The following is a 19,640-nucleotide window of genomic DNA, read 5'->3' on the forward strand; positions in this document are numbered from 1 at the left end:
GCGCAGGGTATACGCGGAAATTTATTCATATCGCAGCGCCTCGGCCGGCTGTACCCGGGAGCCTCGCCAGGCGGGATACAGTGTCGCCAGCAAGCTCAACACCAGGCTGAATACGCTGATAAAGGCGATATCCTGCCAACGAATCAATGACGGGATCCGGGTAATGAAATAGACCTGCGGATCAAAGACATGCAGGCCCAGCAGGTTTTCCAGCAGGGCCACCACCTCACCGACATGGGTCGCCAATGGCAAGCCGATCAACAGGCCCAAGCCCAAGCCCAGCACACCAGTGGTCATCCCGTAAACGACGAAGATAGCCATAATGTTCATCGGTGTGGCCCCCATGGTACGCAACACCGCCACTGCACCCCGCTTGTTGGCCACGGCCATGCTGAGAATGGAGACGATATTGAAGGCGGCGATGAGTACTATAAACAGCAACAACAGCCGCACCATTTGTTTTTCCAGTTTCACTGCGCGGAATAAACTGCCTTGACTTTCAGTCCAGTCAACGCCGCTGGCCCCATCGGGAAGAATCGCCAACACATCAGACAACTTGGCGGGCGCCGCAAACATATCGTTGAACTGCACGCGCAAACCCTGCACGGCAGAGCCGGTTTGGTAGAGGCGCTGAGCATCCTCGAGACGGATAAACGCGGTGGTGCTGTCGGTTTGGGCACCGGCACTGAAAATGCCTACGATGGTAAAGGCTTTCTCCCGGGGAAAGAGACCAAAGGGGGTGACAGTGACTTTGGGGAGAATCACGGTGACGGTATCCCCCACCGAAAGCCGCAGACGCCGAGACAGAATATCTCCAAGCACTATGCCATAGGCAGGGCCACTCTCACTGAGATAGCTGCCACCGACAATATGCTCGCTGATCTTGGATACCTGCCGCTCGGCATCAGGGGCAATACCGTAAAGATTGACGCCCCGCATCTCACCACCGGCGCTCAACATCGCCTTACCGCCAATGTAGGGCGCCGAGGCATTGACACCGGGAAGCTCACTCAACTGCTGACGATAGTCCTGCCAATCCTCCAAAGCCTGGCCTGGACCATCTATATAGGCATGCGGCACCACCGACAACACCCGTTTTTGCAGCTCGGATTCGAAGCCGTTCATGACCGAGGTCACCACCACCAAAGCCACCACACCCAGCAACATACCCAGCAGTGAAAACCACGCAATCAGCGACAAAAAGCGGTCGTTGCCCGACCCACGACGAAAGTAGCGCAAACCAATGTAGAGAGGAAAAGCGGGTGACATGATTCCCGGTCATCGCGGAATGAAGCGCGTATACTATCATTACAGTATGCGTTTCGGCACGACTAAGGAATATGCGTTATGTTGTTGATTTTGCACCCCGATACCCAACCCGGCGACGCCGATTACAAAACCACACTCGCGCACCTGGAAGCACTGCCCGGCATCACTGTCCGGGAACACCGCGTTCAGGGTGAACAGCAGCAATTGATCGAAATTTACCTGCTGGGGGACACCCTCAGCTTAAGCAGTGAAGATATCGAAGCCCTACCCGCCGTGGAACGGGTGATTCGCATCTCTGAGGATTATCGCATTCTTGGTCGACACAAAGACCAGCAGCGGCGAACAGGCTTTCAGTACCAAGGCCTCACCTTCGATCAACATTCGCTGCATGTCTTTGCCGGGCTGTGCGCCGTGGATACGCCCAAGCACGTCGAGGAAATGATGCGGGCCCTGAAAGATCAGGGGCTGGAATGCACCCGCATGGGGGCTTATAAGCCCCGCACCAACCCCTACGCCTTCCAGGGCCACGGCGCCGACTGTTTGCCCTGGGTGTTTGAGCTGGCGGGCAAGTACGGCATTAAAGTGATAGCCATGGAGGTAACCCGGGAGGCCCACGTTGAGGAGATCGACAATGCCCTGGAAAAGGCCGGCCGTCCCTGCGGCGTAATTCTACAAATTGGCACCCGCAATACCCAGAATTTCGAGTTATTAAAAGCCATTGGCCGACAGCAAACCTACCCTGCACTGCTTAAGCGGGGTTTCGGTATTACCCTTAACGAATCCCTCAACGCAGCCGAATACCTCGCCAGTGAGGGCAATGAGAACGTGATTTTTTGCTTGCGAGGCATGAAAAGCGATTTTGGCGCTCCCCACCGCAACCTGGTGGATTTTGCCCAGGTACCTACCGTCAGGCGGCTGACCCGGATGCCGGTGTGCATCGACCCCTCCCACTCTGTCGGCAGTCGCGAACGGGCGCCGGACGGCGTATTGGAGCTGGTCCACGCCACTGCCCAAGGGGTAGCCAGCGGTGCCAATATGATACTGGTGGACTTTCACCCCAACCCTAAAACCGCCTTGGTAGACGGCCCGCAAGCCATGCTAATGAGCGAGCTGGAGCCATTCCTGAAAGATGTCGAAATCGCCAGGGACGCCTATCTGCGGCGCTGTGAACTGTGGAAATAAACGGGCAAGAACCTGTTGCCAGATAACCGCTGGCTAGAACTATCGGCAAAGGTGGTCGGCGGTGAGCGCCACCGCCGACGGAGAGAGAGGAATCAGTGACTCAACGGCCGGCGTCGTAAAAACTTGCCTTTTGCTTGGCGGCGTCGACATCCCCAGACTGCTCTTCACATTTATTGGGGTCATTACCGCAGATGTCACAGACATAATCCGGGTCGTTCAGCGCGTTACCAACGCCGCCGCAGGAGCCGGCGATGGGTTTGCGGCCAAAGATGACGCCAATAGACATGGCGGCAATCACCAGCCCCATAAAAATGGCCGTTGCAATAATCGTTGCCAACATGATCACCCCTCCTCTTCGCTTGCGCGGGTGCTGCTGAGATAAGGCTCAAAGGCGCTGCTGTGACGTCGCTGAAAGCCCTGCTCGGTTTTTTCGATAATGTAAATGGGGATATTCTGGGCCTCTGCCAGGGCCAGGGCCTTATCGCCCCCCATCACTGAAAAGGCCGTTGCCATAGCATCGGCAAATGCGCATGAACTGTCCAGTACTGTCACTGAAGCCAGGTTGTGGGTAATGGGCCGCCCGGTTCGAGGGTCGATGGTGTGGGAATAGCGCACCCCGTCCTCTTCAAAATAGTTCCGATAGTCCCCGGAGGTGGCGACAGCGATGTCACCAACCCGAACTGGCAGCACGTCCGGACTGCCGGGGTCAGGACTTTCGACGCCGATGCGCCAAGCATCACCCCGGGGGCTTTTTCCCGCGACGCGCATTTCGCCGCCGATTTCCACAAGGTAGTCAGTCACGCCCAGGGATCCCAACCAAACCGCAGCGGCGTCCACCGCATAGCCCTTGGCAATGGCCGACAAGTCCATCCGCAAGCTATGGGTCTTCATCACCCGTGGCGCCATCAGGTCCATTTGCAGAGCCTCATAACCCACCATCGTCATCACCCTGTCCAGGGCCGCCTGTTCCGGTGCACCCTCTGTTTTGACAGGGCCGAAGCCCCAAAGGTCCACCAACGGCGCAACGGTAATGTCAAAGGCACCCTGGCTAAGCCAACTCACCTCAGTGGCCAGAGACAGAATCGCGTAGAGAGGTTCACTGACATCGTGCCACTGACCTACCTCAGCGCGGTTGAGGGTCATCAGCTCGGAGTCATCGATATAGGTGGAGGCGATAGTATTGAAGTGGGCCAGTTGGTAGTCCAGCTGCTCCTTCAGAGTATCGCCGTCAAGGTCACCAGGGTTAACCAGGGTCACATGGTAGGTGGTACCCATGGTTTGCCCTTCCAGCTTTATGACCGGCTCGTGGCGCCCACAGGCACTGAGAAAAACGCTGGTAATAAACAACAAAAGCAGCCCTAAGGCTGCTTCTGTGCGGATCGCGGCAGGCTTAACCACCAAAGTCGTCCAGCATGATGTTTTCGGGCTCGACACCGAGGTCCTCCAACATTTTGATCACCGCCGCATTCATCATCGGCGGCCCACACATGTAGTACTCGCAGTCTTCAGGCGCTTCGTGATCCTTCAGATACTGCTCGTAGAGTACTTGGTGGATAAAACCTGTCAGCCCTTCCCAGTTATCTTCCGGCTGGGGGTCAGACAACGCCAAGTGCCACTCAAAGTTGTCGTTCTCTTCTGCCAGCATGTCGTACTCTTCGACATAGAAGGCTTCCCGCAATGAACGAGCACCGTACCAGAAAGAGATCTTGCGCTTGCTGTTGAGGCGTTTGAGCTGATCAAAAATGTGAGACCGCATTGGCGCCATACCGGCACCACCGCCGATAAACACCATTTCCGCATCGGTATCCTTAGCAAAGAACTCACCAAAGGGACCGTAGACCTTGACTTTGTCGCCGGGCTTCAGGTTAAAGACCCAAGAAGACATCTTGCCCGCGGGCAACGACAGGTTGTTGGGCGGCGGCGTGGCGGCACGGATGTTGAATTTGACGATGCCCTTCTCTTCGGGGTAGTTAGCCATGGAATAGGCGCGCACCACCGTCTCGTCGACTTTGGATTCCACATTGAAGAAGCCAAAGCGCTCCCAGTCACCGCGAAACTCTTCGGGAATATCAAAATCCGAGTACTTCACATGGTGAGGCGGGCACTCCAGCTGCACATAGCCGCCGGCGCGGAAGTCGACGTTTTCGCCCTCGGGCAGTTTCAGCGTCAGTTCCTTGATGAAGGTCGCCACATTGGGGTTGGACTCAACGGTACACTCCCATTGCTTGACCCCAAATACGTCCTCGGGGACTTCAATTTTCATGTCCTGCTTGACCGGAGTCTGGCAGGACAGGCGCCAGCCTTCTTTGGCTTCACGCGGAGTAAAGTGCGCCTCTTCGGTGGCCAGCATGGAGCCGCCACCCTCTTCCACGATGCATTTGCACTGGGCGCAGCTACCGCCGCCGCCACAGGCCGAAGCCAGGAAGATACCATTGTTAGACAGCGTGCCTAGCAGCTTGTCGCCGGCTGGAACACTGATGGTTTTTTCGCCATTGATTTCGATATTGACGTTACCGCTGCTCACCAGTCGCGAGCGGGCAAACAGGATGATTGCCACCAGCGACAGCACCACGGCGGTAAACATCGTCACACCGAGAATGACCACTGTATTCATTACAACTCCTCCAGTTTCGCTTCTCGGTTACAGATCGATACCGCCGAAAGACATAAAGCCCAACGACATCAATCCAACAGTAATAAAGGTGATACCCAAGCCACGCAGCCCCTCTGGGACATCGCTGTACTTCAACTTTTCTCGGATACCCGCCAGCGCCGTGATAGCCAGCGCCCAGCCGGTACCGGCACCGGCACCGTAAACCACCGATTCAGCAAAGTTGTAGTCCCGCTCCACCATAAACAGAGAACCACCCATGATGGCGCAGTTCACTGTAATCAGCGGCAGGAATACCCCCAGCGCGTTGTAGAGGGCCGGCACAAACTTATCCAGCACCATCTCCAAAATCTGTACGATGGCAGCGATCACTCCGATGTAGCTGAGCAGACCCAAAAAGCTCAGGTCCACTTCAGAAAAACCGGCCCAACTCAGGGCGCCTTCACGCAGCAGATTGTTGTAGATCAGGTTGTTGACCGGCACGGTGATAGCCAGTACTACTATTACCGCGATCCCCAGGCCGATAGCGGCCTGGATTTTTTTGGAGATGGCGATAAAGGTACACATGCCCAGGAAGAAAGCCAGGGCCATATTCTCGATAAAAACCGAGCGAACAAACAGGCTGATATAGTGTTCCATCAGAAGGCCTCCTTCACGCCGCGGCTGTTCTTGGTGATTTTAAATTCCTCTTCCTCTACCTGATCTTTCTTCCAGCTGCGCAGCGCCCAGATGAAGAAACCGATCAGGAAGAAAGCACTGGGTGGTAGCAGCAACAGGCCGTTGGGCACGTACCAACCGCCGTCAGTGACCACCGGCAGGATGGGATAGCCAAACAGTGAACCTGAGCCAAACAGCTCCCGTACAAAGGCTACTGCCAACAGCACTACACTGTAGCCGAGGCCATTGCCGATACCGTCGATGAAACTGGGCAGCGGCGGGTTTTTCATTGCATAGCCTTCGGCGCGGCCCATTACGATACAGTTGGTAATGATCAGGCCGACAAACACCGACAGCTGCTTGCTGATCGCATAGGCGTAGGCCTTGAGTACCTGGTCGACCACAATAACCAGCGAGGCAATAATGACCATCTGTACGATGATCCGGATGCTGCCGGGAATGTGGTTCCGGATCGCCGATACCGCCAAGCTGGAAAAGCCGGTAACCAGGATGACCGAGATACACATAACGATGGTGACCTTCATACTGGAGGTCACCGCCAACGCACTACAGATACCCAGAATCTGCAGGGCGATGGGGTTATTTTTAAATACTGGCGAGGTGAGTGCTTCTTTTAGCGATGCCATGACTTAAGCCTCCCCTGACTTGAGGTTGTTGAGAAAGGGCTTGTAGCCCATATCGCCCATCCAAAATTGAACGAGGTTGCTGACCCCTTTGCTGGTAAGGGTTGCACCACTTAGTCCGTCTACTTTGTGTTCGGCATTGGGGGTGGAGCTGTCGACACTGCCTTTTACCAACTCCAGGGCAACATCACCTTCGTTGTAGACTTCCTTACCAGGCCACAGCGCTTTCCAGTTGGGGTTATCGACTTCACCACCCAGCCCCGGGGTTTCACCGTGCTCGTAGAAGCCCAGACCGGCGACGGTGTTCATGTCGTCCTCCAGGGCCAAAAAGCCGTAGAGCGTGGACCACAGGCCATAGCCTCTCACTGGAAGAACGATCTTGTCGATGTCGCCGCTGTCATTCTTGATCAAGTAGACCACCGCGAAGTTCTCGCGACGCTTGATGTCGGCGGTGTCCTGGCCATCATCCAAATCGATGGACGTAGCCGGGTCCTTGGCCCGCTTCATCTGCTCGAACCCTTCGGGGTCGTATTCGTCAGTGAAGGTGCCACTGCGCAGATCCACGATCCGGGGTTCCACTTTCTCTGAGTAGAGTTCTTCAATGGTTTTTTCGCTGTCGGCCAGCCCCGCCGCTGCCAAGATATTGGACTTGCGGTCCAGGGCCTTATTGGTGACCTGCGCCGGCTTTAGCAGTACTGCGGCACTGGAAACAACCAGTGCACAGACAATACACAGCGTAAAGGCGACGATCAGCGTCTTCTTAATACTGTCGTTACTAGCCACGTGCCAACCTCCGCTTGATATTTGCCTGTACTACAAAGTGGTCGATCAGGGGCGCAAATAGATTGGCAAACAGAATCGCCAACATCATGCCTTCGGGGAAAGCCGGGTTAACTACCCGGATCAGCACCACCATGACACCGATCAACGCGCCAAAGATGAATTTGCCGGTATTGGTCATCGACGCCGACACCGGATCAGTCGCCATAAAGATCATACCGAAGGCAAAACCACCCAGAACAAAGTGCCAATACCAGGGCATGGCCATCATCGGGTTGTCACCGCCCAGGCTGTTAAACAGCAGGGAAAGGCCCACCATGCCGCCAAAGACCCCCAGCACGATCCGCCAGGAGGCGATGCCAGTCCACAGCAGAACGGCGCCGCCGATCAAGATCGCGATCGTAGAGACCTCACCCATGGAGCCGTGCATGTTGCCCATGAAGGCGTCCATCCAGGTGAGTTTGTCTTGCAGTGCCGCCATGCCGTCAGTCGCGGCAACAGACAGCGCAGTGGCGCCGGTGTAACCGTCTACAGCCGTCCACACCGCGTCGCCTGACAATTGTGCGGGATAGGCAAAAAACAAAAACGCCCGGCCGGTCAGTGCAGGGTTGAGGAAGTTTTTGCCGGTACCGCCAAACACTTCCTTACCGATGACCACACCAAAGCTGATACCCAGCGCCACCTGCCACAGGGGAATCGAGGGCGGGCAAATCAGGGCAAACAGAATAGAAGTTACAAAGAAGCCTTCGTTAACTTCGTGACCCCGCTTCATGGCAAACAGCACTTCCCAGAAGCCACCGACCACAAAGGTCACCGCGTAGACTGGGATAAAGTACCAGAAGCCGTGCCAGAAGTTGTCCCAAACGCTGGTGGGATCATAGCCGGCAAACATGCCAATCAGGGCGTGGCGCCAGCCTTCTCCAGCGGCGATGCCCATATCCGCCATGATGGTGTTGGCCTGAAAGCCAATATTCCACATACCGTAGAACATTGCCGGGAACACGCAGAACCACACTGTGATCATGATGCGTTTAAGGTCCACACCATCACGCACGTGTGCCGTGGTTTTGGTCACCGATGACGGTGAATAAAAGATGGTATCCACTGCCTCGTACAAGGCATACCATTTTTCGTAGCGGCCGCCTTTTTCAAAATGCGGCTCCATATCGTCGAGAACTTTTCTCAGCCCCATGACTTAACCCTCCTTCTCTATGCGGGTCAGGTTATCCCGCAGGATAGGCCCATATTCATACTTACCAGGGCATACGTAAGTGCACAGCGCCAGATCTTCTTCATCCAGCTCCAAAGCGCCCAATTTCTGCGCCATTTCGGTGTCACCGACGATCAGTGCACGCAGCAGCTGGGTTGGCAGAATGTCCAGCGGCATGATTTTTTCGTAGGCGCCTACTGGCACCATCGCCCGCTCACTGCCATTGGTATTGGTGGTGTAGTCCAGGCGCTTGTTGAAGAATTGCGACAGGTAAATCCGCAGCGATGAGTGCTTGTTGCTACCCGGCGACAGCCAACCCATGAAATCCCGGTGGTTACCTTCTTCCAGGACACTGACCTGATTGTGGTAGCGGCCCAGGAAGGCCAGTGCACCGCGACTGGTGCGACCGCCCAGGATAGAGCCAGAAACCAAGCGATTTTCCCCAGGTTTCATTTGGCCCGCAGTCAGCTCTTCCAAATTAGCGCCCAAACGGGTACGTATCAGCCGAGGCTTGTCGATCTGGGGGCCTGCCAGAGAAATAACCCGCTCTGTATTCAGCGTGCCGCTGGTAAACAGGCGACCAATGGCGATGACATCCTGATAGTTCAGGTACCACAGTACCTTGGATGCACTGGCGCCCTCCAGGAAGTGCATGTGGGTGCCCACCAAACCGGCTGGGTGCGCACCGGCAAAATCGCTGACGTGCAATTGATTGTTGTCCAGAGTCGGCAGGTTGGCACCCGGTGCCTTGCAAAGGTGGACTTTGCCATCAGTCAAGCGGCACAAAACCTCAAGGCCATTGCTAAAGTCCTGCTCTGCCTCAGCGATCACCACCGCCGGATCTGCCGCCAGTGGGTGAGTATCGATAGCAGTTACAAAGATTGCCGCCGGAGTCGACTCCGGCGAGGGCACTTTGCTGTAGGGACGCGTACGAAACGCCGTCCACAGGCCAGAAGCGACTAGGTTTTCCACAACCTGCTCTCTGGCAAGCCCGCCAAGCGCGCCGCTATCATAGCTGGCAAAGGTTTCGTGCTCATCGCTTTCAACGTCGATGACCACCGACTGCAGCACACGTTTCTCACCGCGGTTAATGGCCGCGATGGTTCCCGTAGCTGGCGCGGTGAAGCGCACTCCTTCGGTTTTCTTATCGGTGAAAAGCAGTTGGCCGGTTTTGACCCGGTCCCCCACTTTCACCGCCATGGTTGGCTTCATACCAACGTAGTCAAAGCCGAGCACCGCCACCGAGCGGACCGTAGGTCCCGCCTCAATGCGTTGCTCAGGCTCGCCGGTTATGGGCACATCTAGGCCCTTGGAGATTTTGATCATAAGGTTGCCTGACACTCTTATGGTTAAACGCGAAAATAAAAATCGGTTCGGAAAGCGCGCGTTGCCGCGAAGCACGGGGTATATAGGCGAGAGTGGCACACAAAGACCGGGCACAACTGCAGGTAACGCGCAGCAATGCCGAGCCTTAATTGCGCTCTAGGGCCTGCTCACAAGCCCTTCAACTGACACAATCGACGTATCTTGGATGCGCCCCGACTGCCGGCGCACTCCCCCGATTTTCCAAAAGCTGTCGATTATTCGGCCGGATAAACGGCGTATTCCACACCTGCCATCTGCTCGAGAATGCGGTGAACCTGGCAGCTGTAACCAAACTCATTGTCGTACCAACAATACAGAATCGCGGTATTGCCGTTGACGATGGTTGCTTCGCTGTCAAACACACAAGCGTGGCGAGAGCCGACAAAATCACTGGAAACGACTTCCGGTGAGTTCGAATAATCAATCTGTTTACGCAGCGGCGAGTGCAACGCCGTTACGCGCATATGTTCGTTGAGTTCCTCGACCGTGGTGTCCTGGTTGAGGTTGAGGGTCAGGATCGCCAGGGAGACGTTGGGTGTGGGCACACGGATAGCGTTGCCCGTCAGTTTACCCAGCATGGGAGGCAACACTTTGCCCACCGCTTTGGCGGCACCGGTCTCGGAGATAACCATGTTCAGCGGCGCACTGCGGCCGCGGCGGTCAGCTTTGTGATAGTTGTCGATCAGGTTCTGATCGTTGGTGTAGGAGTGAACGGTCTCGACATGACCGCTATTGACACCAAAACGATCATGCAGAACCTTCAGGGGCGGCGCAATGGCGTTGGTGGTACAGCTCGCCGCCGAGATGATGGTGTCAGTATCGAGGATTTCGTGGCTGTTCACACCGTGGACGATGTTCTTCATGTTGCCCTTGCCGGGCGCGGTGAGAATGACTTTTGATACGCCGGGGCAACGCAGGTGGATCGACAAGCCCTCCTCGTCCCGCCACTTACCGGTATTGTCCACCACGATAGCATCATTAATACCGTACTGGGTGTAATCCACCTCCTCCGGAGAGCTGGCGTAGATCACTTTGACCTCAACACCATTGGCAACGAAGGACTGACGCTCCTCATCAACACGGATGGTGCCTTCAAAGGGGCCGTGTACTGAATCCCGGCGCAGCAGGCTGGCGCGCTTGACCAGGTCGTTCTCGGCGCCACCGGGGCGCACGACCACCGCTTTCAGGCGCAAATTCTCGCCGCCACCGGTTTTTTCGATCAGCAGCCGGGCCATCAGACGGCCGATACGGCCAAAGCCATACAGAATGACATCCCGGGGCGGACGAGCCGGCTCTTTGTGACCGCCGATCAGATCGGCAACCTGCTCGCGAACGTACTCGTCCACGCTCTTGCCAGCGGGTTTGCCTTTTTCCTCGTAATCCACCGCGATACGACCGGCGTCGATGTGGGCGGTACCCAGGTCGAGGGCAGCGAGGGCTTGAATGATGGGGAAGGTTTCGAACTCAGACAGCTCGTTTTTTTCAACCTGGCGCACGAAACGGTGCGCTTGCATGATGTCCAGCACCGACAGGTTGACGAGATTTTTGCCGTAAATATAGGTCTTTACGTTGTTGCTGCGGTACAGCTTGCCGATCAGCGGGATCATACCCTCCGCTAGTGCTTCGCGCTCTTTCCAATCGGCGAAGTAGTCGTCGGGGCGTTCACGTCGGCGTTCTGTCACGGCTTGCTCTCACTGCTGGGGATTTGCGGAGCGCGTATTATCTTTATTCCAGGCCTACAGTTCAACTGTAGAAGCCCCCTTATTGGGCATGTTTTTACTACTACAAGGGGTTACAATTCGCCGCCAATTCGCCGAGGACGAGTCTGACAACGCTGTGATTGATTTGCCCGCCATTTCCCAGGCCCGCCCCGGCCACACCCTATACTGGTCGGGACTCCCCCGCTCGGGCTTCGCTCTGGCCGCCGCGGAGGTAGCCAAAAAACACCCTGGAATGCTGTTACTGGTGACTGCGGATACCGCCAGCGCCTATCAACTGGAGCGGGAATTGGGATTCTTTCTCACCGATCTGCCGCTGCGCATATTGCCAGACTGGGAAACCCTCCCCTACGACACGTTCTCACCCCACGAGGATATTGTCTCAGAGCGCTTGCGAGCGCTAGTCGAGGTCCCCCGCCAACAGCGTGGCATTTTGGTAGCCCCCATCACCACATTAATGCAGAGGTTGGCGCCGCCCAGTTATATCCAGGGCCACAGTCTCAGCCTGGAAGTGGGGCAGCAACTGGACCTGGCACAGTTCCGTCAACAATTGGAGAACAGCGGCTACCACCACGTGGCTAATGTTTATCAGCACGGCGAGTACACCCTGCGGGGCTCGGTGATGGATATCTACCCGATGGGTAGCACAGCCCCTTATCGGTTGGATCTACTGGACGACGAAATCGACACCCTGCGCCAGTTCGACCCCGAGACCCAGCGCGGCACCGGCACTGTGGAAAGAGTGGATTTGCTTCCAGGCCGGGAATTCCCGCTGGATGAGGACGGCATCGCCACCTTTCGCCGACACTGGCACGAACAGTTCAACGTCGATCACCGCCGCTGCCCGGTCTATCAGGATGTGAGTGACGGCCTGGCGCCGGCGGGCATCGAGTATTACCTGCCGCTGTTTTTTGAGGCCACCGGCACCCTATTCGATTATTTGCCCGACGACTTACTGTTACTGACCTTGCCGGGCCTGGAGGCCGCTGCCGACCACTACTGGCAGGATGTGCACCAGCGCTTTGAGCAGCGACAGGGCGACCTGCAACGCCCGGTCCTGCCCCCCAAGCAGCTTTTTCAGCCGGTACCGGAGTTGTTTGCCCAGCTCAAAACCCTGCCCCGGCTGGCGCTAAGTGAAACCCACGACGACTCGGACAGCGCGTATCGTTTCCCCTGCGAGCACGCCCCGGAGCTCGCCATTGATGGCAAGGCGGAGGACCCCATCAAAGCCTTGCGGGCCTTTTTGCTGGGCCGCCGGGTGCTGTTGTGCGCCGAGTCTGCCGGGCGACGGGAGGCATTGCTCGAGCTGCTGCATCGCCACAAATTGCATCCCGCCACCGTTGAGGGCTGGGCCGACTTTGCCAACGGAAACCAGGACCTGGCATTGACCGTGGCGCCATTGGACCAGGGGCTGGTGGTCAAGGAGCCTGCCTTTGCCCTGGTGGCTGAATCCCAATTGTTTGGCCAGCGGGTGGCCCAAAGCCGGCGCCGACGCAAAGCCACCACCAGTGCCGACAATGTGGTGCGCAATCTGGCCGAGCTGCGCATCGGCTCACCAGTAGTACATGCCGATCACGGTGTTGGCCGCTATCTGGGCCTGCAATCGCTGTCGGTGGATGGCCAGGACAACGAGTTTCTTACCCTTGAATACGCCGAGGGCTCCAAACTCTATGTGCCAGTGAGCCAGCTACAATTGATCAGCCGCTACAGCGGTGCCGACGACGAACTGGCGCCGCTGCACCGCCTTGGCAGTGACCAGTGGAGCCGCAGCAAACGCAAAGCGGCAGAGAAAATCCGCGATGTAGCCGCCGAACTTCTTGATATCTACGCCCGGCGGGAAGCCCGCAAAGGGCGAGCCTTCGATATCGTCAACGATTACGCCGCCTTCGCCGAGGCCTTTCCCTTTGAGGAAACCCCCGACCAGCAGACTGCCATTGAGTCCGTGATCGGCGATCTGGAATCGGACAAACCCATGGACCGCCTGGTCTGCGGCGATGTCGGCTTCGGCAAGACGGAAGTGGCGGTCCGTGCCGCCTTTGTGGCTGTACAGAACGGCTGCCAGGTGGCAATTTTGGTGCCCACCACCCTCCTCGCCCAACAGCACTTTGAATCATTCCGTGACCGCTTTGCCGATTGGCCGGTCAATGTTGAAGTTTTGTCACGCTTTAAGAGCGCCTCCGAGCAGGACGCTGTGATCCAGCAACTTCAGGACGGCAAGATCGATATCCTGATCGGCACCCACAAACTGCTCAACGGCTCAGTGCGCTACGCCAACCTGGGCTTGGTGATCATCGACGAGGAGCACCGCTTTGGAGTACGGCAAAAGGAGGCGCTGAAAAACCTTCGCGCCGAGGTGGACGTACTTACCCTGACCGCCACTCCCATCCCCCGTACCCTAAATATGTCGATGGCGGGGATTCGCGACCTATCCATCATCGCCACGCCCCCGGCCCGGCGCCTGTCGGTTAAAACCTTTGTCCGGGAGCGGGACCTCCCTCTTATAAAAGAGGCCATCCTGCGGGAAATTCTCCGGGGCGGTCAGGTTTACTACCTCCACAACGAGGTTAAAACCATCGAAAAAACCGCCAGAGAGCTTCAGGAGCTGCTACCGGAACTACGCATCGGCATCGGTCACGGCCAGATGCGGGAGCGGGAGCTGGAGCAGGTGATGTCTGACTTTTATCACAAGCACCACAATGTGCTGGTGTGCTCCACCATTATCGAGACCGGTATCGACGTCCCCAACGCCAACACCATTATCATCGACCGGGCCGACAAATTTGGCCTTGCGCAACTCCACCAGCTGCGGGGCCGGGTCGGCCGCTCCCACCACCAGGCCTACGCCTACCTGCTGACACCACCGCCAAAAGTACTGACTGCTGACGCCCAGAAACGCCTGACCGCGATATCCGAGGCTGACGATCTGGGAGCCGGATTTACCCTGGCCACCCACGATATGGAGATTCGCGGCGCCGGCGAGCTACTTGGCGAAGACCAGAGTGGCCAGATCAACTCCATCGGTTTTACCCTCTATATGGACATGCTGGACCGCGCTGTTAAAGCCATTCAACAGGGCAAGACCGTAGACCTGGAAAACAACGCCGAGGATCACATCGAAGTGAACCTGCGAATCCCGGCATTAATCCCCGATGACTACCTACCAGACGTGCAAGAACGCCTGGTATTGTACAAGCGCATTGCCAATGCGGATTCAGAGGACGCGATCCGAGAGCTGCAGGTTGAAATGATCGACCGCTTCGGCTTGCTTCCCGATGCCTGCAAAAACCTGTTCCGCTGCGCCCAGCTGAGACTAAAGGCCAGCCAAATGGGCCTGGCAAAAATAGAAGCCTCCAGCGCCGCCTGCCGGGTGGAATTTGCCGAGGATACCCAGGTGGAGCCCATGGCCATTGTTAAGCTGGTGCAGAGCAATGCGGTCAAATATCAGATGGACGGCGCCAATGCCTTGAAGGTGAAGCTGGACGATGGGGAGGCCGAGCAGCGCATCGCCGCGGTGGAGGACCTACTGGAAAAATTGGCAGCTTCGTCCAACAACTGAGATAGTAGGCCCTGATAAATTATGGGAAAAAACACAATGCTCCGGTCGTTTTTCACTTCAGTAGCCCTATTGTCGCTACTGCTTTTGTGCATTCCAGCAGCGTTTGCTGAGCGCGCATACCAGATTGATTTAATGGTTTTCGCTAACAACGACCCCAGCGAGGCGCAAAGTGAATCGTGGCCAACGCGATTGCACTTACGCTATCCCCCAAACTGGTTGAACTTGGACAGCAGCAGCCTAATTCCAGCCCCCGCTCCGGCAGAAGAGTTTCGCAAGGTTGCCGAATCAATGCGCCTGTCTTCCCGCTATCGCATCTTGCTAGCACGCAGCTGGATACAGTCACTGCAAAGTCGCAACCAGGCCCCGGCGCTAGTGGTTAAGGGGGGGCGGCAAGTCGGCGAGCACTTTGAACTGGAGGGATACATCCGCGTGGCGGTAGAGCGGTATTTGTACGTCGAAAGTAATCTGTGGTTTAGCCGCTTCGGCCCCGGCAATGGCGATTACTACCTGCCTAACCCGCCTCGCCGCAACGCCCCTGTTGAGGATACCTTTGTGGATGAAAGCTTTGAAAACAGTCCCGAGTATCAGGCTTTTTTGGCACAAAACCCTCAGCTTCGCGAAGACAATAGCAGTGCAGATACATTCACCACGACCCGCGCTCAGAATATCGATCGCATTGTGGTCATGGATCAGAGCCGTCGTATGCGCAGCGACGAGCTGCACTTTATAGACCATCCTCTTTTTGGGGCCCTGGTCTATATCAGCAAACCGGACCCCGAGGCGCTGAATACAGCGCCATCTGCGGATGCCCAAGCACCCGCAGATTCAGTGCCCACAGATACAATGGGCCAGCAGTGATTTAACCTGCAACATGCCGGTGTCGATAACCGCCTGAATATCCTCCATGGTAATCAGGCTGTCGCTTAATCCGGCGCCGGGGTTCACTACCAGGCACACAGACGCATAGTTAATACCCGCCTCCCGGGCTAGCGCTGCCTCTGGCATCGCAGTCATTCCCACCATGTCATTGCCGTCCCGGGCCAGCCGGCGGATCTCCGCCGCGGTTTCCAACCGGGGGCCCTGGGTCACGGCGTAAGTGCCATAGGGCTCAATATCAATCCCGCCCCGTTCCGCTGCTGCACACAGCCGCAAACGCAACTCTTCGCTAAAGGGATAGCTAAAGTCGATGTGCTGTACTTCGCCGCCGCAGCCGTCAAAGAAGGTGTGTTCACGCCCCCAGGTATAGTCATTGAGCTGCTCGGGTAAGGCGATCACGCCGGCAACAAACTGGTCGCTAATGCCGCCAACCGCATTGACCGCCAAGATGTCAGTGACTCCCGCCTGTCGCAGGCTGTCGATGTTAGCGCGGTAGTTGATCTTGTGGGGCGGAATGGAATGGCCGTTGCCATGACGCGCCAAGAACACAAACTCTGCGCCTTCGTACTCGATTTGCTGTAGTTCAGCGCTGGGCTCGCCGTAATCGCTGGAGGGCGAAATGGACTTTAATAACTTGGCGCCCGGCCACTCGCACAAGCCAGTGCCCCCGACTACTGCGATACATCGACTCATGCTGGCACTCCTGTTATTGGGGTTCAAAGACAGTGGGCGGCTCACCTCGCCCTGCTGATCCAGTGGACGAGGCATTCATCAATTCTACCGGGTCCATTTTGATGGTCTGAGTTGGGAAGGCAACGTCGGCGCCCAGCTCGTGAATGATGCCAAGTACTTTCAATAGCACGTCCTGTTTAATGGCGTGGTACTCCACCCACTTCGTGGTTTTGGTAAAGGTATATACGAAAAAGTCCAGCGACGAGGCATTGTACTTGTTGAAATTCACAATCAAGGTTTTGCCCAGGTCGATATCGGGATGCTTCTCCAACATATCTTTCACCCGATCGACGATATCCTGGAGCAAGTGGGCATCCTGATAGCGGACACCGATAGTTTCAAATATACGGCGGTTCAACATCCGTGACGGGTTCTCCACCGAGATTTGACTAAACGTGGCATTGGGCACGTAAAGGGGGCGCTGGTCGAAGGTTCGAATTCGCGTCTGACGCCAACCGATATTCTCCACCGTGCCCTCAATCTCTTTGTCCGGTGAACGTATCCAGTCCCCCACCGAAAACGGCCGGTCCAGGAACACCATCAAACCACCAAAAAAGTTGGCCAGCAGATCCTTTGCGGCAAAACCCACTGCAATCCCGCCGATACCGCCAAATGCCAACACACCAGATATGCTGTAACCCAGATTTTGCAGCACCATCAACGCGGCGATAATAATCACCGTTGATCGAACCAGCTTACCTAACGCCATAACCGTGGTGCGATCAACCGGCTCGTCCTTGATGCTGTAGTCCTCTGACAGCAAGCGCTGCTCTACTTGCCGCACCAGTGAGATTAAGAACCAGCCTAGAATCACCACTACGCCAACCGATCGAATCGGACTTAGCACTGAGAACAGTTCAGAATCAGTGCTGGCGGCAATGACCTCCACCACATGGCTGACACCCACAGCCCAAATCATTAAAATCAGCGGTCTGCGACAGGCCGCTAGCAGGGCGTCATCCCAGAGGTTGTGGGTTTTTTCAAAACGCGTGGCCAAGCGCGACAGCAGCATCGTTGCCAGTAGGTTCAAGGTCAATACTGTGAGCACGATAACCAGTGCTTCGTTCAACCAGGGGTAGTCCGAAAAACTAAACCCTGCCAGCCACTCGATATTCATGGTTCTTCCATTCCCACCGTCATCGGTATTTATATAAATTTCTCACTAACACCTTACGTTTTAGAATATGTAGCTCTAAAAAGATGTGTTTGTAAACGTTGGTGGAGTTTAACTGATGCGCCTAGCTTCTTGAATATAAAACGCTTTCAGCACCTTCAAACCGGGTTGTAGGTATAAGTCTGAGCTTTTTAGTACAAAACTACCTACTGGACACCCCCCCGCGAAATGATAGCGTAGGCCTACGGTGTATTCGGAGGTAATAAATATGGCTTCTATTCGACCCCAAGTAGGACGCTGGTATAAAGACCTTGAGCTGGGACAGGTTTTTGAAGTTGTCGCTATCGACGAAGACCTCGACGCTGTGGAGGTCCAGATGCTAGAGGGAGAGCTCTGCGAATACGACATGGAAACCTGGCGGGATTTAAATGTTGAAACGGTTGAAGAGCCCGAGGATTGGCGAGACGCCTTTGAGCTGAGCGACGATGATTATCGCCACTGGGGGGAAAGCTGGACCCCGGAATCCTGGACCAATCCCGTTTCTGAAATCGAATCCGACGTAATTAACGGTTTGCTGGACGATTACTGAGTCTTTGAACACACCGCGCTCTCACCACACCCCTCGTTGGTGAGAGCCCCTCCCCCAAAAAAATAACTACCGCTCCCCCGGGCACATACGCCCACCCGTCCAATGTAGGCATAGGCACGACATCTTGTGTAGCCCGCGAATCCTGCCCCAGTGTTAAGGGCTTTGAGATTCACTACAAATTCAACACCCTGGGACTTGCACTGTATACAATACTGTATATACTCACAGTTACTGTATAGATAAACAGATGCCAATCCTATGGAAAAGCTGACCGCAAGACAGAACCAGGTTCTAGAGCTGATCAAGAGCCACATCGAAGACACCGGGTATCCTCCCACGCGTGCAGATATCGCCAGGGAGCTGGGTTTTCGCTCTCCCAATGCAGCGGAGGAACATCTGAAAGCGCTGGCGCGAAAGGGCGCTATCGAGATTATTCCCGGCGCCTCACGAGGTATCCGCCTGCCGGAAAACCCGGGCTTGCCTATCATCGGCCGAGTCGCTGCGGGTAATCCTATTCTTGCCGAAGCCAATATTGAGGACTATTGCGATATCGCTCCCTCCCTGTTCAGTCCCGCTGCGGACTATTTTCTTCGGGTTCGGGGCGACAGCATGATTGAAGTTGGCATTTTTGAAGACGACCTGTTGGCCGTCCACCGGACCCAAGACGTGCGCAATGGCCAGATTGTGGTGGCGCGCATTGATGACGAAGTCACTGTAAAGCGCCTGCAACAGCAGCGCAGCAAATACCAAGTTTTGCTGCTGCCGGAGAACAAAGACTACGAACCTATAGAAGTTGATCTGCGACACCAGGACTTCGCCATTGAAGGTCTCAGTGTCGGCGTATTGCGCTGCGGGAGTTAAGACTATGTCATGTATAGAACAACAATCCCTGTTTGCTGTGCCCTCCTCGCCTCTTGCCGAGTTGCCTCAGACGGCGATAGACGGTGCGGCATTGGCGCCGGTAGAGGATTTTAGCCGCATCACCGAAGTGTCCTTGAGCAGTGCGGCCCATTTGTCCCGCTCGGTGCTGGTAGGTTTGATTGCAGAACTGAGCTGCAACAGTGACCAACGTTGGCTGTGCTGGGTCGCCGACCGACCACTCAAGCCGCTTATGACCACCTCAACCCAAGCGGATCCCAGGATTTTGCAAGTTGTTAATCGACCAGGAGAAGCCCAGCACCGTATCGCAGTACGAGCCCTTGAGAGCGGCCGCAGCCATACTGTAGCCGTACTGATGGACCGAACCATTAGCGAAGGCGACAAGGAATTGCTGGAGCGGGCCGCACAGGCGGGAAATGCCGAATGTCTGTTGATCTATCTGCAACACTGAGCCGCCT

General features: G+C 56.1%; 18 protein-coding genes. 6 read left to right on the forward strand and 12 right to left on the reverse strand.

What is annotated here, in order from left to right:
• Nucleotides 1-21 precede the first annotated feature (21 nt).
• A complete protein-coding gene (locus tag I6N98_RS09960; protein WP_198568222.1) occupies nucleotides 22-1,269 on the reverse strand; it encodes a lipoprotein-releasing ABC transporter permease subunit in 1,248 nt (415 codons plus the stop codon).
• 78 nt (nucleotides 1,270-1,347) lie between these two features.
• Between I6N98_RS09960 and I6N98_RS09965 the strand changes: the two genes are divergently transcribed.
• Nucleotides 1,348-2,451, forward strand: coding sequence for a 3-deoxy-7-phosphoheptulonate synthase (locus I6N98_RS09965; protein ID WP_198568223.1), 1,104 nt, complete (start codon nucleotides 1,348-1,350; stop codon nucleotides 2,449-2,451).
• A 100-nt stretch (nucleotides 2,452-2,551) separates the two neighbouring features.
• On the opposite strand, the gene nqrM is transcribed toward I6N98_RS09965, so the two are convergent.
• From nqrM to I6N98_RS10010, 9 genes are all read right to left on the reverse strand, one after another.
• The gene (gene nqrM, locus I6N98_RS09970) at nucleotides 2,552-2,791 is read right to left on the reverse strand and encodes a (Na+)-NQR maturation NqrM (protein WP_198568224.1); all 240 of its coding nucleotides are present in this window, start codon (nucleotides 2,789-2,791) and stop codon (nucleotides 2,552-2,554) included.
• 2 nt (nucleotides 2,792-2,793) lie between these two features.
• Nucleotides 2,794-3,849 (reverse strand): FAD:protein FMN transferase, encoded by a 1,056-nt coding sequence (locus I6N98_RS09975; RefSeq protein ID WP_198568225.1) that lies wholly within the window; start codon nucleotides 3,847-3,849, stop codon nucleotides 2,794-2,796.
• Nucleotides 3,842-5,065, reverse strand: a complete 1,224-nt coding sequence (gene nqrF / locus I6N98_RS09980; RefSeq protein ID WP_198568226.1) for an NADH:ubiquinone reductase (Na(+)-transporting) subunit F — start codon at nucleotides 5,063-5,065, stop codon at nucleotides 3,842-3,844. The genes I6N98_RS09975 and nqrF overlap by 8 nt, the downstream gene beginning before the upstream one ends.
• A gap of 27 nt (nucleotides 5,066-5,092) precedes the next feature.
• Nucleotides 5,093-5,701, reverse strand: coding sequence for an NADH:ubiquinone reductase (Na(+)-transporting) subunit E (nqrE, locus tag I6N98_RS09985; protein ID WP_198568227.1), 609 nt, complete (start codon nucleotides 5,699-5,701; stop codon nucleotides 5,093-5,095).
• Complete coding sequence (locus I6N98_RS09990) at nucleotides 5,701-6,366, reverse strand: NADH:ubiquinone reductase (Na(+)-transporting) subunit D (RefSeq protein ID WP_198568228.1); 666 nt, start codon at nucleotides 6,364-6,366, stop codon at nucleotides 5,701-5,703. Before I6N98_RS09990 ends, nqrE begins: the two co-directional genes overlap by 1 nt.
• 3 nt (nucleotides 6,367-6,369) lie before the next feature.
• A complete protein-coding gene (locus I6N98_RS09995) occupies nucleotides 6,370-7,146 on the reverse strand; it encodes a Na(+)-translocating NADH-quinone reductase subunit C (RefSeq protein WP_198568229.1) in 777 nt (258 codons plus the stop codon).
• Entirely contained in the window at nucleotides 7,139-8,335 is a 1,197-nt protein-coding gene (locus I6N98_RS10000; RefSeq protein WP_198568230.1) for an NADH:ubiquinone reductase (Na(+)-transporting) subunit B, read from the reverse strand. The genes I6N98_RS09995 and I6N98_RS10000 overlap by 8 nt, the downstream gene beginning before the upstream one ends.
• Before the next feature lie 3 nt (nucleotides 8,336-8,338).
• Nucleotides 8,339-9,679 (reverse strand): Na(+)-translocating NADH-quinone reductase subunit A, encoded by a 1,341-nt coding sequence (locus I6N98_RS10005; protein ID WP_198568231.1) that lies wholly within the window; start codon nucleotides 9,677-9,679, stop codon nucleotides 8,339-8,341.
• 254 nt (nucleotides 9,680-9,933) lie between these two features.
• Entirely contained in the window at nucleotides 9,934-11,400 is a 1,467-nt protein-coding gene (locus I6N98_RS10010; protein ID WP_198568232.1) for a glyceraldehyde-3-phosphate dehydrogenase, read from the reverse strand.
• 88 nt (nucleotides 11,401-11,488) lie between these two features.
• Between I6N98_RS10010 and mfd the strand changes: the two genes are divergently transcribed.
• Entirely contained in the window at nucleotides 11,489-14,992 is a 3,504-nt protein-coding gene (mfd, locus tag I6N98_RS10015) for a transcription-repair coupling factor (RefSeq protein WP_198568233.1), read from the forward strand.
• Between the two features lie 36 nt (nucleotides 14,993-15,028).
• Complete coding sequence (locus I6N98_RS10020; protein ID WP_198568234.1) at nucleotides 15,029-15,850, forward strand: CsiV family protein; 822 nt, start codon at nucleotides 15,029-15,031, stop codon at nucleotides 15,848-15,850.
• On the opposite strand, the gene I6N98_RS10025 is transcribed toward I6N98_RS10020, so the two are convergent.
• Both I6N98_RS10025 and I6N98_RS10030 read right to left on the reverse strand, forming a co-directional pair.
• The gene (locus tag I6N98_RS10025; protein WP_198568235.1) at nucleotides 15,818-16,561 is read right to left on the reverse strand and encodes an S-methyl-5'-thioinosine phosphorylase; all 744 of its coding nucleotides are present in this window, start codon (nucleotides 16,559-16,561) and stop codon (nucleotides 15,818-15,820) included. The genes I6N98_RS10020 and I6N98_RS10025 overlap by 33 nt on opposite strands.
• 13 nt (nucleotides 16,562-16,574) lie before the next feature.
• Nucleotides 16,575-17,717, reverse strand: a complete 1,143-nt coding sequence (locus I6N98_RS10030; protein ID WP_198568236.1) for a mechanosensitive ion channel family protein — start codon at nucleotides 17,715-17,717, stop codon at nucleotides 16,575-16,577.
• Between the two features lie 265 nt (nucleotides 17,718-17,982).
• On the opposite strand from I6N98_RS10030, the gene I6N98_RS10035 reads away from it, so the two are divergent.
• The 3 genes from I6N98_RS10035 (at nucleotide 17,983) to I6N98_RS10045 (ending at nucleotide 19,633) form a co-directional block, all read left to right on the forward strand.
• On the forward strand, nucleotides 17,983-18,303 hold the full coding sequence (locus I6N98_RS10035; RefSeq protein ID WP_198568237.1) for a DUF6763 family protein: 321 nt from the start codon (nucleotides 17,983-17,985) through the stop codon (nucleotides 18,301-18,303).
• Nucleotides 18,304-18,561: 258 nt separating this feature from the next.
• Complete coding sequence (lexA, locus tag I6N98_RS10040) at nucleotides 18,562-19,164, forward strand: transcriptional repressor LexA (protein ID WP_198568238.1); 603 nt, start codon at nucleotides 18,562-18,564, stop codon at nucleotides 19,162-19,164.
• A 4-nt stretch (nucleotides 19,165-19,168) separates the two neighbouring features.
• On the forward strand, nucleotides 19,169-19,633 hold the full coding sequence (locus tag I6N98_RS10045) for a hypothetical protein (protein WP_198568239.1): 465 nt from the start codon (nucleotides 19,169-19,171) through the stop codon (nucleotides 19,631-19,633).
• The last annotated feature ends 7 nt before the right edge of the window (nucleotides 19,634-19,640 follow it).

This window comes from Spongiibacter nanhainus, from assembly GCF_016132545.1.
In the GTDB taxonomy this organism is placed as follows: domain Bacteria; phylum Pseudomonadota; class Gammaproteobacteria; order Pseudomonadales; family Spongiibacteraceae; genus Spongiibacter; species Spongiibacter nanhainus.